17 protein-coding genes are annotated in these 16,528 nt (G+C 65.8%); 5 read left to right on the forward strand and 12 right to left on the reverse strand.

What is annotated here, in order from left to right; translation table 11 throughout:
- The first annotated feature begins 165 nt into the window (after positions 1–165).
- Positions 166–918, forward strand: coding sequence for a Crp/Fnr family transcriptional regulator (locus LHL23_RS19825; RefSeq protein ID WP_226431221.1), 753 nt, complete (start codon positions 166–168; stop codon positions 916–918).
- Between the two features lie 10 nt (positions 919–928).
- Here the strand turns inward: LHL23_RS19825 and LHL23_RS19830 are convergent, their stop codons facing one another.
- Positions 929–1,345: a CBS domain-containing protein gene (locus LHL23_RS19830; RefSeq protein ID WP_226431222.1), complete on the reverse strand. Its 417-nt coding sequence runs from the start codon at positions 1,343–1,345 to the stop codon at positions 929–931.
- Between the two features lie 289 nt (positions 1,346–1,634).
- Here LHL23_RS19830 and LHL23_RS19835 point away from each other — a divergent pair, with 289 nt between their 5' ends.
- Both LHL23_RS19835 and LHL23_RS19840 read left to right on the forward strand, forming a co-directional pair.
- Positions 1,635–2,477 (forward strand): universal stress protein, encoded by an 843-nt coding sequence (locus tag LHL23_RS19835; RefSeq protein ID WP_226431223.1) that lies wholly within the window; start codon positions 1,635–1,637, stop codon positions 2,475–2,477.
- An 11-nt stretch (positions 2,478–2,488) separates the two neighbouring features.
- Positions 2,489–3,067: a hypothetical protein gene (locus LHL23_RS19840; RefSeq protein WP_226431224.1), complete on the forward strand. Its 579-nt coding sequence runs from the start codon at positions 2,489–2,491 to the stop codon at positions 3,065–3,067.
- A 386-nt stretch (positions 3,068–3,453) separates the two neighbouring features.
- On the opposite strand, the gene LHL23_RS19845 is transcribed toward LHL23_RS19840, so the two are convergent.
- From LHL23_RS19845 to acsA, 4 genes are read right to left on the reverse strand one after another with little or no spacing between them, the layout of a single operon-like run.
- The gene (locus LHL23_RS19845) at positions 3,454–3,705 is read right to left on the reverse strand and encodes an acyl carrier protein (protein WP_222482427.1); all 252 of its coding nucleotides are present in this window, start codon (positions 3,703–3,705) and stop codon (positions 3,454–3,456) included.
- A complete protein-coding gene (locus tag LHL23_RS19850) occupies positions 3,702–4,889 on the reverse strand; it encodes a dihydrolipoamide acetyltransferase family protein (RefSeq protein WP_226431225.1) in 1,188 nt (395 codons plus the stop codon). Before LHL23_RS19850 ends, LHL23_RS19845 begins: the two co-directional genes overlap by 4 nt.
- Position 4,890: 1 nt before the next feature.
- Positions 4,891–6,888: a pyruvate dehydrogenase (acetyl-transferring) E1 component subunit alpha gene (gene pdhA / locus LHL23_RS19855; protein WP_226431226.1), complete on the reverse strand. Its 1,998-nt coding sequence runs from the start codon at positions 6,886–6,888 to the stop codon at positions 4,891–4,893.
- Positions 6,885–8,615, reverse strand: a complete 1,731-nt coding sequence (gene acsA, locus LHL23_RS19860) for an acetate--CoA ligase (RefSeq protein ID WP_226431227.1) — start codon at positions 8,613–8,615, stop codon at positions 6,885–6,887. The genes pdhA and acsA overlap by 4 nt, the downstream gene beginning before the upstream one ends.
- Positions 8,616–8,754: 139 nt before the next feature.
- On the opposite strand from acsA, the gene LHL23_RS19865 reads away from it, so the two are divergent.
- Complete coding sequence (locus LHL23_RS19865; protein ID WP_226431228.1) at positions 8,755–10,380, forward strand: Na/Pi cotransporter family protein; 1,626 nt, start codon at positions 8,755–8,757, stop codon at positions 10,378–10,380.
- A gap of 168 nt (positions 10,381–10,548) precedes the next feature.
- Here the strand turns inward: LHL23_RS19865 and LHL23_RS19870 are convergent, their stop codons facing one another.
- Genes LHL23_RS19870 through LHL23_RS19880 form a run of 3 tightly spaced genes read right to left on the reverse strand, consistent with a single transcriptional unit; the run spans position 10,549 to position 11,722 of the window.
- Complete coding sequence (locus tag LHL23_RS19870; RefSeq protein ID WP_226431229.1) at positions 10,549–10,842, reverse strand: hypothetical protein; 294 nt, start codon at positions 10,840–10,842, stop codon at positions 10,549–10,551.
- Entirely contained in the window at positions 10,815–11,354 is a 540-nt protein-coding gene (locus LHL23_RS19875; protein WP_226431230.1) for a DUF2953 domain-containing protein, read from the reverse strand. Before LHL23_RS19875 ends, LHL23_RS19870 begins: the two co-directional genes overlap by 28 nt.
- A gap of 2 nt (positions 11,355–11,356) precedes the next feature.
- On the reverse strand, positions 11,357–11,722 hold the full coding sequence (locus LHL23_RS19880) for a GerW family sporulation protein (RefSeq protein ID WP_222482421.1): 366 nt from the start codon (positions 11,720–11,722) through the stop codon (positions 11,357–11,359).
- Between the two features lie 201 nt (positions 11,723–11,923).
- Here LHL23_RS19880 and ppsA point away from each other — a divergent pair, with 201 nt between their 5' ends.
- Entirely contained in the window at positions 11,924–14,305 is a 2,382-nt protein-coding gene (gene ppsA / locus LHL23_RS19885; RefSeq protein ID WP_226431231.1) for a phosphoenolpyruvate synthase, read from the forward strand.
- On the opposite strand, the gene LHL23_RS19890 is transcribed toward ppsA, so the two are convergent.
- The 4 genes from LHL23_RS19890 to LHL23_RS19905 form a co-directional block, all read right to left on the reverse strand.
- Positions 14,302–15,249 carry a 1-phosphofructokinase family hexose kinase gene (locus LHL23_RS19890; protein ID WP_226431232.1) on the reverse strand — a complete coding sequence of 316 codons (948 nt, stop codon included), beginning with the start codon at positions 15,247–15,249 and terminating at the stop codon, positions 14,302–14,304. The two genes, ppsA and LHL23_RS19890, sit on opposite strands and share 4 nt — an antisense overlap.
- 39 nt (positions 15,250–15,288) lie before the next feature.
- Entirely contained in the window at positions 15,289–15,660 is a 372-nt protein-coding gene (locus LHL23_RS19895; protein WP_226431233.1) for a hypothetical protein, read from the reverse strand.
- 24 nt (positions 15,661–15,684) lie between these two features.
- Positions 15,685–16,164, reverse strand: a complete 480-nt coding sequence (locus LHL23_RS19900) for a hydrolase (protein ID WP_226431234.1) — start codon at positions 16,162–16,164, stop codon at positions 15,685–15,687.
- A 66-nt stretch (positions 16,165–16,230) separates the two neighbouring features.
- On the reverse strand, positions 16,231–16,528 hold a 298-nt coding region (locus LHL23_RS19905; RefSeq protein WP_226431235.1), incomplete at its 5' end, for a hypothetical protein.

The raw sequence follows: 16,528 nt of genomic DNA on the forward strand, positions 1-16,528 counted from the left end.
GGAAAGGCGGCATTGCGCCGGCCGCCCCTGGCAGGTCGACAGAATCGCACTGCCCCGGTATCGTGATGCTTGCAGCGCGAAACCAAATTTCTCCAATGCGGATAGGTGCAAAGTACGGGACCTGGCCCTGCGCCCGCGCGGTCATTTCTGACAGGGAACGTTCTGATGACACGGCAAACCCCGATCCCAAGCCAATCTGCCTGCCCTTCCAGCCTGCGCATCGGCGCAATGGATTTTGACGGCAGCGACATTGCGCTGCTGAATTTCCGCAACAGCCTCCAAAGCGTCCCGGCCAACAGAACCCTGCTGCATGACGGCTCCGACAGCGGCAAGATCATCATCGTCGCCGACGGCTGGCTTGCCACCTCCAAATCCTCCCTCAGCGGCGAGGTGCAGCTGATCGACCTCTTGCTGCCGGGGGATATCGCCGATCCGACCTCCGCTGACGGAAAAACCGCCGGGCTGAACATCGAGGCTGTGACGGATGCCAAGCTCTGCGCCATTCCCCTCCCCGACTGGCACAAGATGCTGGCCGCCTCTCCGCGGCTGGCGCGGGCCAATGAGCTGGTGCAGGCCGCCGAACGCAGCAGGCTGTCCGAACGCATGCTGCGGCTGGGCCGCGGCAGCGCCGAAAGCCGCATCGCCTATGCCTTGATCGAACTGTCCTTGCGGCTGAAACCGTTGGGCCTTTCGGAGAATGGCGCCTTTCACCTGCCCCTGACCCAGCAGCGCATCGGCGACTTCACCGGCCTCACCGCGGTGCATGTCTGCCGCACCCTGCGCCGCTTTGTCAGAAACGGCCTTGTGGAAACCGCCGACCACATGGACGTCCGGATCAACGACCTCACCACCCTGGCTAAAGTGGCAGGCGTCGAACCGGACCGCCTGGCCGCCGAGATCACACCAGTGCCGGACTAGGGTCATGCCCCTAGCGGTACTCGCCAATCTCTCCCAGCGCCTCCCCTGCCAGCTGCTCCGACGCATTCACCGCAATGTCGGTGACTGACAGCAGCCCTGCCAGATGCCCTTCGTCATCCAGCACCGGCAAGCGGCGCACCTGATGATCCCCCATCAGGGCCGCCGCAGCCTCGACCGTGTCCTCTGCCCGGCAGCAGACCGCGCCCGGGCTCATGACGGCGGCAATCGACAGCCCCTCCAGCCCGCGCTCCTGCCCGGCCAGCGCCAGCACCAGATCCCGGTCGGTCAGAATGCCCACAATCCGCTCGTCCTCGACAACCGGCAGCACGCCGAAGCCACGGCTTTGCATCTGCTCGGCCGCGCTGGCGGCACTGTCCTGCGGGCTGGTATAGCTTGCAGGAACGGTCATGATCTCTTGTACAAGCATGGTCATATCCTCTCTGGACCGCCCCTGGCGAACCACTCGAAAGCCGCCAGCGGGCTGCTTGCGCCAAAGGAACCGCTCAGCTGTCCTCGAACCAGCTTGAGCCGCTCCATTTCCAGCCTTGATCAGCGCGGCCGCCGCTGCATTAACCGGCGTTAACACACCCGGCGGCCGCGCACCTGCCCTTGACCGGTGTCAACCGTACCCTCTCTTGAAACTGCTATATGTCATAAGCGGCTAAGGTATGCGCATACCGCGCCGGAGGCCCGGAGCGGGGGAGGATATGTGAGCCATGAGTTACAAGACCATACTTGCCTGCCTGACATCGGAATTTACCGCCGGGCACCTTCTGCCCGCGGCCTGCGGCTTGGCCCGGCGGTTCAATGCCCACCTGACCGGCCTCCACACCCGGGAAGCCTTTGTTCCCTATTCCGGCATCGCCATCGCCGCCGACGACGTCACGTTCGGGGATTTCAACAACAGGGTGGCTGAAGAAGACCATAGAATAGAAATGCAGTTTCAAGCAGCGACAGACCAGGCCGGCTGCATGGCGGAATGGCGCTCGCAGGCGGCCCGCTCTCCGGATGCCACGGATGAACTGCTGGAATCCGCTATCCGCTCCGATCTGGCCATAGCGTTGTTTCCTGACTCGCAACAGGAGCGGTTTGATCAGAGGGGGTTCCAGAAGGATCTCGTCGTACACAGCGGCCGTCCGGTGCTGCTGCTTCCGGACGATTGGTGCGATAAGCCCATCGGCACCCGCATCCTCGCCGCTTGGAAGCCTACCCGGGAAGCCGCCCGCGCCCTGCACGACGGGCTGCCGTTCCTGAAAACCGCCGCATTTGCAGAGATCGTCACCATCGAAGAGCACCCGCACGAGGCCGCGGAGTTCTCCACCGAAGGGCATGAGATCGCCCGGGTGCTGTCCCGGCACGGGGTGACGGCAGAGGTCCGCCAGATCCAGGATAGGGAGTACGGCACCGGCACCCGCCTCCTGATGGAGGCAGCCAGCCAGCAATGCGATCTGCTGATCATGGGCGGCTGCGGCCATTCCCGGCTGCACCGCCTGATATTCGGAAACGCCTCTGCACATGTGCTGCGCGAGGCCCGGATTCCGGTGCTGATGTCCGGCTGAACGGTGCCGCGATGCCCGCTCCGGATGCCCTGCCCGTCTACGGTCTTGCTGCGGTCTTTGCCGCTGCCGCATTGGTGGTCTGGTTCGCAGGCACCCGGCTGGCAATGGCCGGGGACGAATTTTCAGAGCGCTACAACCTGGCCAAGGAATTTGTCGGCCTGCTGTTCCTCGCCACCGTCACCGAACTGCCGGAAATCGTGACAACCGCCACCGCTGCGCAAGTGGGCAATGCCCAACTGGTCCTCGGCAACATGTTCGGCGGGATCACAATGCAAACCGCAATCCTGGCGGTCGCCGGCATTTTCGCAGTGCGCTATGCGCTGACCTCCTGGCCCCGCAAACCCAACCACGCGCTGCTGGTGCTCCTGCTCGTCCGGCAGCCCGCCGGCGCCCAGCTCAGCATCGCCGCCGGCATCCTGGTCACCGCGATCTACGTGGCCGGCCCGCTGATCCGCCGCACCCCAGGATACTCGGCGCAGGCCTCGATTCCTGGCTGGTGCTGGCCGTCTACTTCGGCTCCATCGCCGCCCTCTACCATATCGGCTGACCCCAGGGCCGTTCTCTGTCAAAGAATACATTGCCCGTCATGATCAACTCCACGAAACCGCATGGATGGGTTCGTGAACTAAAATGCAGCCACGCGGTTTTTGCGAAGCGGTCGGGCGCGATGTAGTACATGAATGCCGGGATGGCATCGCTGTTCGGTTTGCCTTTCAAGGCGATTTTTCGCCCAAGTACTTCCGTTCTTCCGGGGGAAGCGAGCGGGCCTGCACGGCAAAACCGGCGTATTCGCTCGTCGCAATGCAGGATGGAAAAGGACAGGGCATGGCCCGAATGTGCCCTCGACGCGGTCCACAACAGAAAATTCGCGTGGCTCGGCGAGCCCCCCGCCGGAGGCTCGGTCGTCCTGTGCCGCGCTGGCGCTTCGGCTTCCGCCTCGCAGGCTAGCGGGCGCCGCGGGATATCACTTCCAGCCTCAATCCGCACTAGCCGCAGCAGACAAGTAGCGCACGGCTGAGCCCACCGTTGCGATCTGCGCGTAATCGGCCTCCGGGATATCGATGCCAAGCCGCTGGTGCAAAGCCGCGGCCAGATTCAGCACATCCATCGAATCCAGTTCCAGGTCCTCCTGCAGATGATCCGTGTCCGACACCTCAGCGGGGTCAATGTCCGGGGCAACCCGCGTCAGCTCTTCCAGAAACAGGGCACGCATTCCGGTCTGTGTCATAACGCCTCCGGCTGTGAAATCAGAGTTTCGAATTCGCTCAGGAACCGGGCTGCCTGCCGCCCGCCGCTGACCCTGTGGTCGGCGGCGACGGTCACGGTGACGACCCTGCGCGGCACGACCTCGCCGCCGTGCACCCAGGGCCGCAGCTGCGGCGCCCCGATCCCGATCAGCGCCACCTGCGGCGGAAAGATTACCCCGGCCATCACCTCGCCGCCGGTCTCGCCCAGGCTGGACACCGTGATCGTGCCGCGGGTCAGCTCGGAGCTTTTGAGCCGCCCCGCCCGCGCGCGGGCGACGGTATCCCGCATCGCAGCCATGGTCCCGTCCAACGTCATCGCGGGCACATCGGCAAGCGCGGGAGCCACAAGACCGCCGCCGCGCAGCGCCACCGCAAGGCCTGGATTGACCTGTTCCGCGGGATGGAAGGCGCCGTCTGTGAAATGGCCGTTCAGGGTTGCCGCCTTCTGCGCCGCCAGCGCCGCCGCCCGCAGCAGCACCGCGCCCAGCAGGATCCGCTCCGACGGCGGCACCCCGGCATTGCGTGCCGCCAGCATGTCGAGGGCGCCCTGCACGTCCATGGTCTGCGACAGGTAGAAATGCGGGATCGTCTGTTTGGAGCGCGTCATCGCGGCGGCAATCGCCTTGCGCATCTCATCAAGGCGCGAGGCCGGCGCGCCGGTATCGCGCTTTCCGCCCGGTTCTACATCCGCCAGCACGACGGCGCCGCCGGGGCCGCTGCCCGTCACGGTGCCCAGGTCCAGCCCCAGCTCCGCCGCCCGCACCCGCGCCGCAGGCGACGCTTTGACCGTACCGGCCACAGCAGTTGCCGCGGCAGGCACAGTGCCCCGGGCGGGCGCGGGTGCGGTTTCAGCAGCAGGTTCCGGTTTGATTTGCGGCTCCAGTTCCTGTTCCGGCTCCGGCACCGCATCCAGCTCAGGCGCCGCTTCCCCCTCAGCCCGGATCACCGCCATCGGCGCCCCCACCGGCAGCACCGTGCCGGGCTTCGCCTTCAGTTCCTGCACCGTGCCGGCCTCGAAACACTCGATTTCGATCGCCCCCTTCTGGGTCTCGACCACCGCAACCGCATCGCCGCGGGCCACGGTGTCACCGGGCACGACCAGCCATTCGGCCAGGGTGCCGCTTTCCATGTCAGCGCCGAGCGAGGGCATGACGAAGAGACCCATCTTACCCGGCTCCCATCACAGACCGCACCGCCGCCACAATGGCCGGCACCTGCGGGATTGCCGCGTCTTCCAGATGCTTGGGATAGGGGATCGGCACCTCCGCCGAACAGACCCGCCCGACCGGCGCGTCCAGCGTCCAGAACCCCTGCTCCATGATCCGCGCCGAAATCTCGGCTGCCAATGATCCCGACCGCCAGCCCTCGTCGACGATGACAGCACGGCGGGTCTTGCCGACCGAGGCCAGGATCGTTGCCTCATCCAGCGGCCGCAGGCTGCGCAGGTCAAGAACCTCCGCCGAGATGCCCGTGTCCGCCAGTTCCTCCGCTGCCTCCAGCGTCTTGAACAGCGACCCGCCATAGGTGATCAGGCTGATATCGCTCCCCTCGCGGCGGATTGCGGCCCGTGAGATATCCACCGGTCCCGCATTGCCGCTCAGCACGTTTTCGCGGTTGTAGAGCATCACATTCTCGAAAATCAGCACCGGGTCGGGATCGCACAGCGCCGTCCACAGCATCCCGCGCGCGTCCTCGACCGTGGCCGGCGCCAGCACTTTCAGCCCCGGGATATGGGCATACCACCCTTCCAGGCTGTGCGAGTGCTGTGCCGCCAGTTGCTTACCCGCCCCGGTGGCCATGCGGATCACCAGCGGCACCCCGAACTGGCCGCCGGACATGTGGCGGACGGTGGCTGCCGTGTTCAGGATCTGATCCAGCGCCAGCAGCGAGAAATTGACTGTCATCAGTTCTACAATTGGGCGCATCCCAGCCATCGCCGCGCCGATCCCGGCGCCGGTAAAGCCCGACTCAGACAGCGGCGTGTCGCGGATGCGGGCCTCTCCGAATTCTTCCATCAGCCCCTTTGACACCGCATAGCAGCCGCCATAGGCGCCCACGTCCTCGCCCATCAGAAACACCCGTTCATCGCGTGTCATTGCATCGCGGAGGGCCTCGCGCACCGCCTCCCGGTAAGTCACCACCCGGGTTTCCCCGCCAGGCGCCGCAGGTTCAACGGGACCGGGCTGCGGCCCCAGAACATGACGCGTCAGGTTTTCAGCGGGCTCCAACGTGCCGTCTTCGGCAAATTGAACCGCCTCTGCAATCTCCGCCCTGATCCCCGCCTCGATCCCGCCAATCTCGTCCTCGTGGATCAGCTTGGCCTCCAGCAGCCAGTTGCGGAACCGGACAATCGGACCGCGCTTGCGCCAGTCATCGACCTCGGCCTTGTCGCGGTAGAGCTGAGCATCGAACATCGAATGGGCGCGGAACCGGTAGGTGCGGCATTCCAGGAACACCGGCTTGCCAGTTTCGCGGATCTCGGCAAGCGCCCGCCGCGCGGCGGCTTCAACCGCCACCACATCCATCCCGTCCACCACCTCGGCGCGCACCCCGTAGGCGGCGGCCTTGGCGCTGATATCGGTCTCGGACTCGCTGCGCTTCAGCGCGGTACCCATGGCATAGCCGTTGTTTTCACAGACAAACAGCACCGGCAATCCCCAAAGAGCGGCCAGGTTCATAGCCTCGTGGAATTCCCCTTCAGCCACCGCTCCCTCGCCAAAGAAACAGGCGGTCACATTGGGATCGCCGCGCAGATGATCCGCCAGTGCCAGCCCCGCCGCCAGCGGCAGCCCGCCGCCGACAATTGCATTGCCGCCATAGAAATTGGCCGCCGCATCATAAAGATGCATTGAACCGCCGCGCCCGCCCGAGCAGCCCTCTGCCTTGCCGAACATCTCCGCCATCACCGCATTCATCGACACCCCGCGCACCAGCGCATGACCGTGCTCGCGGTAGGTGGCGACAATCCGGTCGCTCTCCGCCAGCACCGGGATCACGCCCGCGGCAATCGCTTCCTCGCCATCGTAAAGATGCAGGAAGCCGCGGATTTTCTCCTGGGTGTAAAGCTCGGCGCAGCTGTCCTCGAACATGCGGACCCGCATCATCGCAGTCAGCAGTTCGCGAACATGGCTCCGGTCAAGGCGGGTTTTCTCATGGGTGCTCATGTCTCATCGCTCTCCAATGTCGAGATGTCCCCCTCAGGCAGGCCCAGCTCGCGCGCCTTCAGCAGCCGCCGCATGATCTTGCCGGAACGGGTCTTGGGCAGAGTGTTGCGGAACAGGATGGCGCGCGGCGCCACCGCCGCCCCCAGCCGCTTGCGCGCATGGGCCCGCACCTCGCGCTCCAGGTCTTCGCCCGGCTCAAAGCCCGGGTTCAGCGTGGCATAGGCCTTGACGATCTCGCCCGCGGTCTCATCCGGCACACCGATCACCGCCGCCTCGGCCACCGCCGGGTGCTCGATCAGCGCGCTTTCCACCTCAAACGGGCCGATCAGATGGCCGGACGTCTTGATCAGGTCGTCCTTGCGCCCGACAAACCAGTAATAGCCCTCCTCATCACGGGTGGCCAAGTCGCCGGACAGATACCAGCCCCCGGCAAAGCATTTCCGGAACCGCTCCTCCTCATCCAGATACCCCCGCATCACCGAAGGCCAGTCCGGCCGCAGCGCCAGCTCCCCGGTCTCCCCTGCCCCGCATTCCGCCAGCCCGCCATTGCCCTCTTTCAGGATGGCCGCCGTGATCCCTGGCAAGGGCTTACCCATCGATCCGGGCTTCACCGCCATGCCCGGCAGGTTGGCAATCATGATGCCGCCGGTTTCGCTCTGCCACCAGTTGTCGTGGAACGGCTGCGGAAACACCTTGCGGCTCCACTCCACCGCCTCCGGGTTCAACGGCTCGCCGACGCTGGCCAGGAACGTCAGCGACGAGAAATCATAAGCCGCCGCCGCTTCCGCGCCCGCCCGCATCATCATCCGGATGGCGGTGGGCGCCGAATACCAGATCTCGACCCTCTCGCGCCCGATGATGCCGTACCAGCGTTCAAGGTCGAACTCGGCCTCATCCACGATCATCGTCACCCGGTTCACCAGCGGCGCGATGATGCCGTAGGAGGTGCCGGTCACCCAGCCGGGGTCGGCTGTGCACCAATAGACCGCACCCGGCTCCAGCCCCAGGGCGATGCGCCCCGAATAGGCGTGATAGACCACCGCGCCATGCACATGCACCACCCCCTTGGGCTTGCCGGTGGTGCCGGAAGTGAAATGCACCAGCGCCGGGTCTTCGGCGCCGGTGCGCACCGTTTCAAAGTTCTCCCCTGCCCGCTCCAGCGCCGGCCCCAGCGCCACGCAGCCCTCCGGCGCCTCGCCGCCGGCCACCAGCACCAGCTTCAAGGACGGCAGCTGGTCCCGGAACGGCGCAATCTTGCGCCGGTACAGCGCCGCAGTGGTGACCAGCACCCTGGCCGCGCCGATCTCCATCCGCGTCCGGATCGGTTCCGGGCCAAAGGCAGCAAACAGCGGCGTATAGACCAGCCCCGCCTTCAGCGTGCCAAGAGCGCAGGCGTAAAGCTCCGGCACCCGCCCGATCAGGGAGTAGACACTATCGCCCCGCTGCAGCCCGTGCGCCCGCAGCAGATTTGCAAACTTCGAGGACAATGCCGCCAGATCAGCATAGCTCAGCTCGCGCCGGCTGCCGTCCTTGCCCAGCCAGCGGATCGCCGTCTGGGCGCCATAGCCCGCAGCAACATGCCGGTCTGCGGCTTCATGCGCGATGTTCAGCCCGCCATTCAGGCCGCTGACCAGTTTCTCGGTTCCGGCCCACCGGCTGCCTTCGCCGCCCGCTGCGGACGCCTCCCCGGTGCGCGGGCCCTCATCACCTGTCTTGCGGTCATCCACGATGCCATCCTCCCGGCCCCATGTTCCCCCGGGAACGCCCCCGCCGCTATGATACGCATCAATCGGCTGCAGAGGGCTGCCGCGCTGGCCGGGCGCGCCGGATTTGATGGCCGGCGGCAATTCTGGCACTCTGTTTCAGATGTACTGGAATGTGTTGCCGGCACTTGGCGGCATCGGCCTCTTTCTGATTGGAATGCTGCTGCTGACCGGCGGTCTCAAGACACTTGCCGGGGCGCGCCTGCGCAGCATTCTGGGCCGGTTCACATCGACCCCGGCCACCGGCGCGGCAACCGGCGCGGTGACAACCGCGGCGATCCAGTCCTCCAGCGCCACAACCGTCGCTGCGGTCGGATTTGTCGCCTCCGGCTTGCTCACTTTTCCGCAGGCGCTCGGGATCATCTTCGGTGCCAACATCGGCACCACGATGACCGGCTGGCTGGTTGCTATCCTGGGCTTCAAGCTCGACCTCGGGCAGGCCATGCTGCCGGTCGTCCTGCTGGGTGCCCTGCTCGCTCTCTCCGGCAGGCGCAAGATCTCCTATCTCGGCCAGGCCCTGGCGGGCTTCAGCCTGATCTTCATCGGCATCGAGCAGATGAAATCCGGCCTGGAAGCCTTTCAAGGCATCGTGACCCCGGACAGCTTCCCCTCCGACAGCCTTGCGGGCAGGCTGAAACTTGTTGCGGCCGGTGTCCTGATCACCCTGGTCACCCAGTCGTCGAGCGCGGGCGTTGCCACCGCCCTGGCGGCCCTGAGCGCCGGGGCGGTGAATTTTCCGCAAGCGGCGGCACTGGTCATCGGGATGGACGTCGGCACAACCTTCACGGCTGTTCTGGCCACGCTGGGCGGGGGCACCATGGCCCGGCGCACCGGTTTTGCGCATGTGATCTACAACCTGATGACAGGCGCCCTGGCGTTTTTCCTGCTTGGCCCGTTTGCTGCCGCCGTGTCCTATTGGGTTGGCTCCCAGGACTCTCTTACAGCGCTCGTCGCCTTTCACAGCTTCTTCAACCTCCTGGGCGTGATCTTCATCCTGCCCTTCGCGCGCCCGTTTGCGCGGCTGATCGAGTTCCTGATCCCGGACCGGGGCGCTGCATTGACGCAATCGCTGGACCACCTGATTCTTCGCGAGCCGGCAGCCGCAACCGCCGCCGCCAAAGTTGCGGTAAACCGGGTTACGGCAGCTGCCATTCATCACCTCAGAACGCTCACCGGCGCCCCCGTTCCGGGCAACAGCGATTACGAGTGGGGCCACCTCTCCTCGGCAGTCACGGAAACCAGCACCTACCTCGACAAGATTGAACTGTCCGGTAATGCCAGCGCGGAATTTGCCGAGATCAAGGGCATGTATCACATCCTCGACCATCTGGACCGGCTGCTTTACCGCTGCACGCAAACGGACAGGATCAGCGAATTGTCGAATGACATGCGGCTGCGGCGCCTCACCGGGGTGCTGACCCTGGCAACTGCCGATGCCGGGCACGCCGGCAGCCCTGATGAATGCGAGCAGTTGTTGAACCGTGTCCGCCGCATCATGCGCCAGCAGCGGAAATCGCAACGAGACCGGCTTATCTCCGAGGCCACAGACGGCACCTTGCCGGACGAAACAGCCTGGCTGAGACTCGATGCGGTCCGCTGGCTGCACAGGGTGGCCTATCACCTCTGGCGCATCCGGCTGCACTTGAACCTGCTGGAAAAGGACGCTGCCGGCCCCGGCCTCAAGGCGGTGACTGGGGAGGAAGCGAAGCTGGATGCCGAACTGGACTAAGGCCTGCCACATCAATGGGCCCGCCGGTCTTTATCAATCTCCTGAGCCAGTTTCCTGCCATTGCGGTATCAACCGCGCAGGGCCAGTGACTGGAAGTTGCCTTGTCTTGCCTTCAGCTTTGACAACTTGAAACGCTCCGGCCCCGGCCTTGGCAACGGCAATAAGGCCTCACCGGTCCTCCGGCGTCCGTTCCAGCCGGGCCAGCGTCCTGGCGATGGCCTGCGGAAACCTCTCCTCAATTTCCGCGGCAGAATAGCTTTTGCCATCAACACCCGCTGCCGTCACCCCGCCGCGGTGAAAGGCCAGGATAAGCACGGGCCGCTTCTCCCCGGAGCAGGCGGCTGCTGCCGCGCCGCAGTGGTGCGACCGCTCAACCCGGCACACCGCCGCAAAGGCCCGCGCTCCGGCCCGGACCGGAGGGTCGACCACCCAGCTCACCGCACCGGCCCGAAGGCGTCCCATCCGAACCGCACCGCCGGCCCGATCAGCGCCGCCGGAACCAAGGAAACGTCCAGTTCTGCCCGGCCGGACAGCACCGCCCGGTCAAAGACCGGCTGCAGGCTGACCTGCAGCCTCCGAGCCGGAAGGGTTGCGTATGCCAGCGGCGCCAGCATCCCGAACATCTGCCCCGTCTCCGCCGGATCGCCGGATCCGAATTCCGCGTCAAGGATCAGGGCGCGGACGCGGATGCGGCGCAGTATGGCAACTGCCAGCCGTGCTGCCGCAGGGACAAGCCTGCGTGCATCGAAGGGCCGCTTGCGGCTTGGCTTTTTGGCCGCAGGGTGCGGTTGCCGCCTGCCGGAGAGCCTGATCCGCGGCCCGAACCCGCCCAGCGGGCGCAGCGCCGCCGAATAGGCCAGCCCCGCCTCCTTGCGCAGCACCAGCTCGATCCTGAGCGGCGAAACCAGCACCAGAACGATCAGGGCAAACAGCACCGCCAGCAGCGCGGCAAGGGCTGCGCCAAGGCCCGCCATGATCAGCCCTGCCCTTTCCTGCCCTTCGCGCCCCCAGTCTGCGCCGCCGTTTCAATGGCCTTTCCGGCTGCGTCGCCCAGCACCGCCGCCAGCGTCGTCATCGCCCCCTGCACAGATTCCACCCGCGCGCCGCGCTGGTCGATGATGATGGCCCCCAGCGGCTTGATGCCGCCGCCCGCCCCGGTGCCCGCGCCTTCGCCGGTCTTGGCATCCGCACCGCCGCCGGCCCCGAAGCCGAACCCGTAGCTGACAATCGGAATGACCGTCGCATCGCCCTTCTCGATCGGATCCCCCAGCACGTTCTTGGCGTTCAGCAGCCGGTCCAGTTCCTCCACAGTGCCTTTCAGCAGACGTTCGACGTTTTCCATCCCGCTCACCTTTCATAAAAGCAACAGTCAACGGGGCGAGCCTATCAGCCCGCCCTCCTGCGTGAATTGATGCCGCTCAATCCGCGCCGGCCCCCATGCTGCCGCCCCCGGGGCGGCCGGACCGGGCCACTGATCTGCATCAATGGCCAACGCCGGATTCCTGCCATTATGGGTTTACCCCTGCAGGACCGGAGACCGGACATGGCCCATTCCACCCCGCCCGTCATCAGCTTCGACAAGGTGAAACGCGCCGATACCGGCCTGGTCGGCGGCAAGAACGCCTCTCTGGGAGAAATGATCAGGGCGCTTGGCTCCAAGGGGATCCACGTGCCGCCGGGCTTTGCCACCACCGCCGATGCCTACCGCGGCTACTTGTCCGCCAATAAGCTCGAAGCACGGATTCACCAGGAACTGGACGCGCTGGCCGCAGGGCGGACGACGCTGCAAAAAGCGGGCAAGGCGATCCGCTCCATGATCCTGGCCGGAGACTGGCCTGCAAAGACCGCGCAGGCGATCCTTGCCCATTACCGCGGCCTCAGCACCGCGGCAGGACAGCCGGATGTACCCGTCGCCGTGCGCTCCAGCGCCACTGCCGAGGACCTGCCGGAGGCGAGCTTTGCCGGCCAGCAGGAGACCTTTCTGAACGTCAGCGGCGGGCAGGCGCTGCTGGAGGCCTGCCGGAAATGCTATGCCTCGCTGTTCACCGACCGGGCGATCTCCTACCGCCGGATCCACGGCTTCGATCATATGAAGGTGGCGCTGTCGGTCGGGGTGCAGCAGATGGTGCGCGCCGACACCGGCGGCGCCGGCGTGATGTTCTCGATCGACACCGAATCCGGCTTTCCCGATGCCGTCCTGATCAACGCCGCCTGGGGGCTGGGCGAAAACGTGGTGCAGGGTGCCGTGGACCCGGATGAATACCAGGTCTTCAAACCCTTCCTTGACACCCCCGGCCTGACGCCGATCCTGGAAAAGCGGCTGGGCGCCAAGGCCGTTAAGATGATCCAGGACCGGGACGGCAGCCCGCGCAACGTCCCCGCTTCCAAAGCCGAGCGGGCGCAATACGTCCTCAGCGACGCGGAGATCCTGATGCTGGCCCGCCAGGCCAAGGTGATCGAAGACCACTATGGCTGCCCGATGGACATGGAATGGGCCCGGGACGGGGCCGGCGGCAGGATCTATATCGTGCAGGCCCGCCCGGAAACCGTCCAGTCGCGCGCCGCCATCAGCACCCTCCGGTCCTATGCGGTGACGGATCCCGGCCCGGTGCTGCTGACCGGGCTCAGCGTCGGCAGCGGCGCCGTCGCGGGCCGGGTGTCGATCATTGAAAACGCCAAGGACATCAGCCGCTTCGTGGACGGCTCGGTGCTGGTGACCGGCACCACCGACCCCGACTGGGTGCCAGTCATGAAACGGGCGGCCGCCATCGTCACCGACCACGGCGGCCGCACCTCGCACGCGGCGATCATCAGCCGCGAGCTGGGCCTGCCCGCCATCGTCGGCTGCGGCAATGCCACCGAGATTCTGCACGATCAGCAGGACGTCACGGTCTCCTGCGCAGGCGGCGAACAGGGCGTCGTGACCGCAGGCCTGTCGCAGATCGCCGTCACCGAAGACAGCCTTTCGGACCTGCCCCGCCCCAAGACCCAGATCATGCTCAACCTCGCCAACCCCGGCGCTGCGCTGCGCTGGTGGCGGCTGCCGGTGGACGGCGTCGGCCTGGCGCGGATGGAATTCGTGATCAGCAACGCGGTGCGCGTCCACCCGATGGCGCTGGCGCGCTTCGATCAGGTGCCCGACCCAAAAACCCGCGCCGCAATCGAGGCGCTGACCGCAGGTTATGACCCCAAGACCGAATATTTCACCGACCGCCTGGCCCGCGGCCTGTCGCGGATCGCCGCCTTCTGCCACCCCAAGCCGGTGATCATCCGGATGAGCGATTTCAAGACCAACGAATACGCCGACCTCTTGGGCGGGCAAGTCTTTGAACCTGCTGAGGAAAACCCGATGATCGGCTTCCGCGGCGCCTCCCGTTACTACTCGGAGGAATACCGCGACGGCTTTGCACTGGAATGCCAGGCGATTGCCCGGCTGCGCGGCCAGATGGGCTTCAAGAATGTGATCGTGATGATCCCCTTCTGCCGCACGCCCGAGGAGGCCGACAAGGTGCTGACGGTGATGGCAGAGCACGGCCTGAAACGCGGCCAGGACGGGCTGGAGGTCTACGTCATGTGCGAAATCCCCTCCAACGTTCTGCGCGCGGCGGAATTTGCCGAACGCTTCGACGGCTTTTCCATCGGCTCCAATGACCTCACCCAGCTGACGCTCGGCATCGACCGCGACTCCGACGCGCTGGCAGAACTGTTCCGCGAGGATGACCCGGCGGTGCTGTGGATGATCGAAACGGTGATCCGTGAGGCGCACAAGGCAGAGTCCAAGGTCGGATTTTGCGGCCAGGCGCCCAGCAACAACCCGGGTTATGCCCGCCGCCTGGTGGAGTTTGGCATCGACAGCATCTCCGTCACGCCAGACAGTTTCCTGCAGGTCCTGCGCAACGCCGCCGAGGCCGAAAAGGCAAGCTAGGCCGCCGCTACCTCGCACTGCGGCAGCAGTGCCTCCACCTCGCCGCGCCCGAACAGCGCCGTGCCTTCGGTGCCAACCGTGGCACTGGCCGCGGCAACACCCCAGCGCAGCGCCTGATCCAGTGCCTCGCCGCGCGACAGCGCCAGCGTCAGCGCGCCGGTAAAGGCATCCCCTGCCCCGATCTTGCTCTGCACTTCAACATAAGGCGCGCGGCAGAAAAACCGCTGGTCCCTGGTGGCCAGAACCGACCCTTCCGCACCGCGCCCGCCAGCCACGATATCCGCCACGCCGCGTGCAATCAGGTCCTGGGCAAACGCCAGGCTGTCCGCCACCGTGGCCAGTTCGTGCCCCGCCGCCTGTTCCGCCTCCCGCTGGTCCAGCCGCAGCACATGCACCGGCTTGCCGGGCGCGGCCAGCAGATGCGCCAGCGCCGCCTTGGAGGTATCGACGACCAGCTTGCACCGGCGCGGCGCAACGGCCGCCAGCACCTGCTGCGGGAAATCGTCGTCCAGCCCAGGCGTGACGCCGCCGCTCAGCACCGCATAGCCGTCCCGCGGCGCGGCCTGCGCGATCGCGCTCAGCAGGCGGGCGCCGTCGGCGCTGTCCATGGTCTCACCGGGAACGCTGAAGCGGAACTGCTCGCCGGTGGTCTCATCCGTCACCGCAAAGCTCTGCCGGGTTTCGCCGGCCACATGGACTGCCAGCGCCAGCACGTCCTCAGCCGCCAGCAGCTGCAGCAGCTGCTCCCCCATGGCGCCGCCCACCGCCACCAGCGCCGTCACCTGGCCGCCCAGCTTGCGGATCGCACGCGCCGCATTCACCCCGCCGCCGCCGGGATCCACCCGCGGCGCCTTGCAATAGAGCTTGGGGCCTGCCGCCACCCGTTCGATCGACGTCGCCAGGTCGACAGCGGGGTTCAGTGTGATTGTCAAAATTCCGGACATCAGCCTTCCTTCCCCGCTGCCCCTCCGGGCCGCACCTGTTCAGTCCTTTTTCAGGATCATCGCCAGCCGGAAAACCGCCGCCAGGATCGCCTGCCCCAAAACCGGCGACTGCCCCAGGCCGATCGCCGCATCATTGTCGAGATTGTCGTTCTCCCGCAGGGTGCAATGCCAGCGGCCATGCTTGCCATAGGCCCGGCCCCGGATATGCACGTCCCAGTCCGGGAAAGCCGCGTCGGCCACATGCATGGCCCCATCCGCGGTGCCGATGTGCTGCGCGGCGTGTTCGTCATCCGGCGCCGCTCCCGGCAGCAAATAGGCCAGAGCATGCAGCACACCGTCAAAATCCGCCAGGGTGAGATCCGCCTCATTTTCCAGCCGGTCAATGAGAATTTCCAGTTCCGGGTCTTGCATAGCCACCTCCTGCAGAGTGAATCGTTAACTGACTTCGGCAACTCCGATGACATAGTTCTTGCCGTACGCCCGGGCACATTTCGGACAGGTCGTATAGAACATGAAAATGCGCTCCGCGTTTTTGCCGCTGGCTTCGGCGGCAACCTCCATGTCATGCATCCAGTCCTTGGCCCTGCGGTAGGGGCCTTCGAACACCCGGGTGATAAAGTCGCCGGAAATCTCCGTCATTTCTTCATTAGGCACCCCGCCGGTCACCGCAAAGAAATGCTCCGCTTCCGCGTGGGACAGATCCCGGCTGAGGACCAGATACCCTTCCGGATCCTGCACGCCGGCGTCTTCGATATGCCTCTGCACCCGCGAAATGACTTTTCCCATGTTCAGCGGAAAATGCAGAAGACTGCGTGTTTTCGCCCGGACAAACGGCTTGTTTTCGAAATGCAGATTGCGGCCATCCCATCCTGCCGGGTTAAACTTGGGGCAGCAGCCGGTCGTGTTGTCCGTCATGTCCATTTTTGGCAGGCAGTTGGTGTCCATGCCCCTACCCTCGCGGTCTCCCCAGATGCTGTCAGTCTACGCCTGCTGCCGCAGGTCGAAATGATCTCCATCAATCCCGCCCGCCGGCCCGCGGCCCCAGCTTTTAATCACCAGCGGACAGCACGCTGCCTCCAGCGCCGTGCGGGCGTCCTCAAGAACTTCGGCCATCTCGCTTTCATGCGCACCTGAAATATCCTCATGAGCGGCCAGCGCCCCCATCCGGATCGCATCCATTGCCCGGTCCTGCCCCAGCCAGCCGGGATCGCCGTCCAACTCGTCCGTCAGCGCGAAATTCAGCCCCTCAGATGGCAGCACAGGCCGCAGCTGCGCCGCC

The sequence above is a fragment of the Leisingera sp. McT4-56 genome, from assembly GCF_020514995.1.
In the GTDB taxonomy this organism is placed as follows: Bacteria; Pseudomonadota; Alphaproteobacteria; order Rhodobacterales; family Rhodobacteraceae; genus Leisingera; species Leisingera aquaemixtae_A.

What these genes read in the sequence shown, in the direction of transcription:
- LHL23_RS19825 (WP_226431221.1), top strand. Translation starts at nt 166, where the DNA reads ATGACACGGCAAACCCCGATCCCAAGCCAATCTGCCTGCCCTTCCAGC.
- LHL23_RS19830 (WP_226431222.1), bottom strand. Translation starts at nt 1,345, where the DNA reads ATGCTTGTACAAGAGATCATGACCGTTCCTGCAAGCTATACCAGCCCG.
- LHL23_RS19835 (WP_226431223.1), top strand. Translation starts at nt 1,635, where the DNA reads ATGAGTTACAAGACCATACTTGCCTGCCTGACATCGGAATTTACCGCC.
- LHL23_RS19840 (WP_226431224.1), top strand. Translation starts at nt 2,489, where the DNA reads ATGCCCGCTCCGGATGCCCTGCCCGTCTACGGTCTTGCTGCGGTCTTT.
- LHL23_RS19845 (WP_222482427.1), bottom strand. Translation starts at nt 3,705, where the DNA reads ATGACACAGACCGGAATGCGTGCCCTGTTTCTGGAAGAGCTGACGCGG.
- LHL23_RS19850 (WP_226431225.1), bottom strand. Translation starts at nt 4,889, where the DNA reads ATGGGTCTCTTCGTCATGCCCTCGCTCGGCGCTGACATGGAAAGCGGC.
- pdhA (WP_226431226.1), bottom strand. Translation starts at nt 6,888, where the DNA reads ATGAGCACCCATGAGAAAACCCGCCTTGACCGGAGCCATGTTCGCGAA.
- LHL23_RS19865 (WP_226431228.1), top strand. Translation starts at nt 8,755, where the DNA reads ATGTACTGGAATGTGTTGCCGGCACTTGGCGGCATCGGCCTCTTTCTG.
- LHL23_RS19870 (WP_226431229.1), bottom strand. Translation starts at nt 10,842, where the DNA reads ATGGGACGCCTTCGGGCCGGTGCGGTGAGCTGGGTGGTCGACCCTCCG.
- LHL23_RS19875 (WP_226431230.1), bottom strand. Translation starts at nt 11,354, where the DNA reads ATGGCGGGCCTTGGCGCAGCCCTTGCCGCGCTGCTGGCGGTGCTGTTT.
- LHL23_RS19880 (WP_222482421.1), bottom strand. Translation starts at nt 11,722, where the DNA reads ATGGAAAACGTCGAACGTCTGCTGAAAGGCACTGTGGAGGAACTGGAC.
- ppsA (WP_226431231.1), top strand. Translation starts at nt 11,924, where the DNA reads ATGGCCCATTCCACCCCGCCCGTCATCAGCTTCGACAAGGTGAAACGC.
- LHL23_RS19890 (WP_226431232.1), bottom strand. Translation starts at nt 15,249, where the DNA reads ATGTCCGGAATTTTGACAATCACACTGAACCCCGCTGTCGACCTGGCG.
- LHL23_RS19895 (WP_226431233.1), bottom strand. Translation starts at nt 15,660, where the DNA reads ATGCAAGACCCGGAACTGGAAATTCTCATTGACCGGCTGGAAAATGAG.
- LHL23_RS19900 (WP_226431234.1), bottom strand. Translation starts at nt 16,164, where the DNA reads ATGACGGACAACACGACCGGCTGCTGCCCCAAGTTTAACCCGGCAGGA.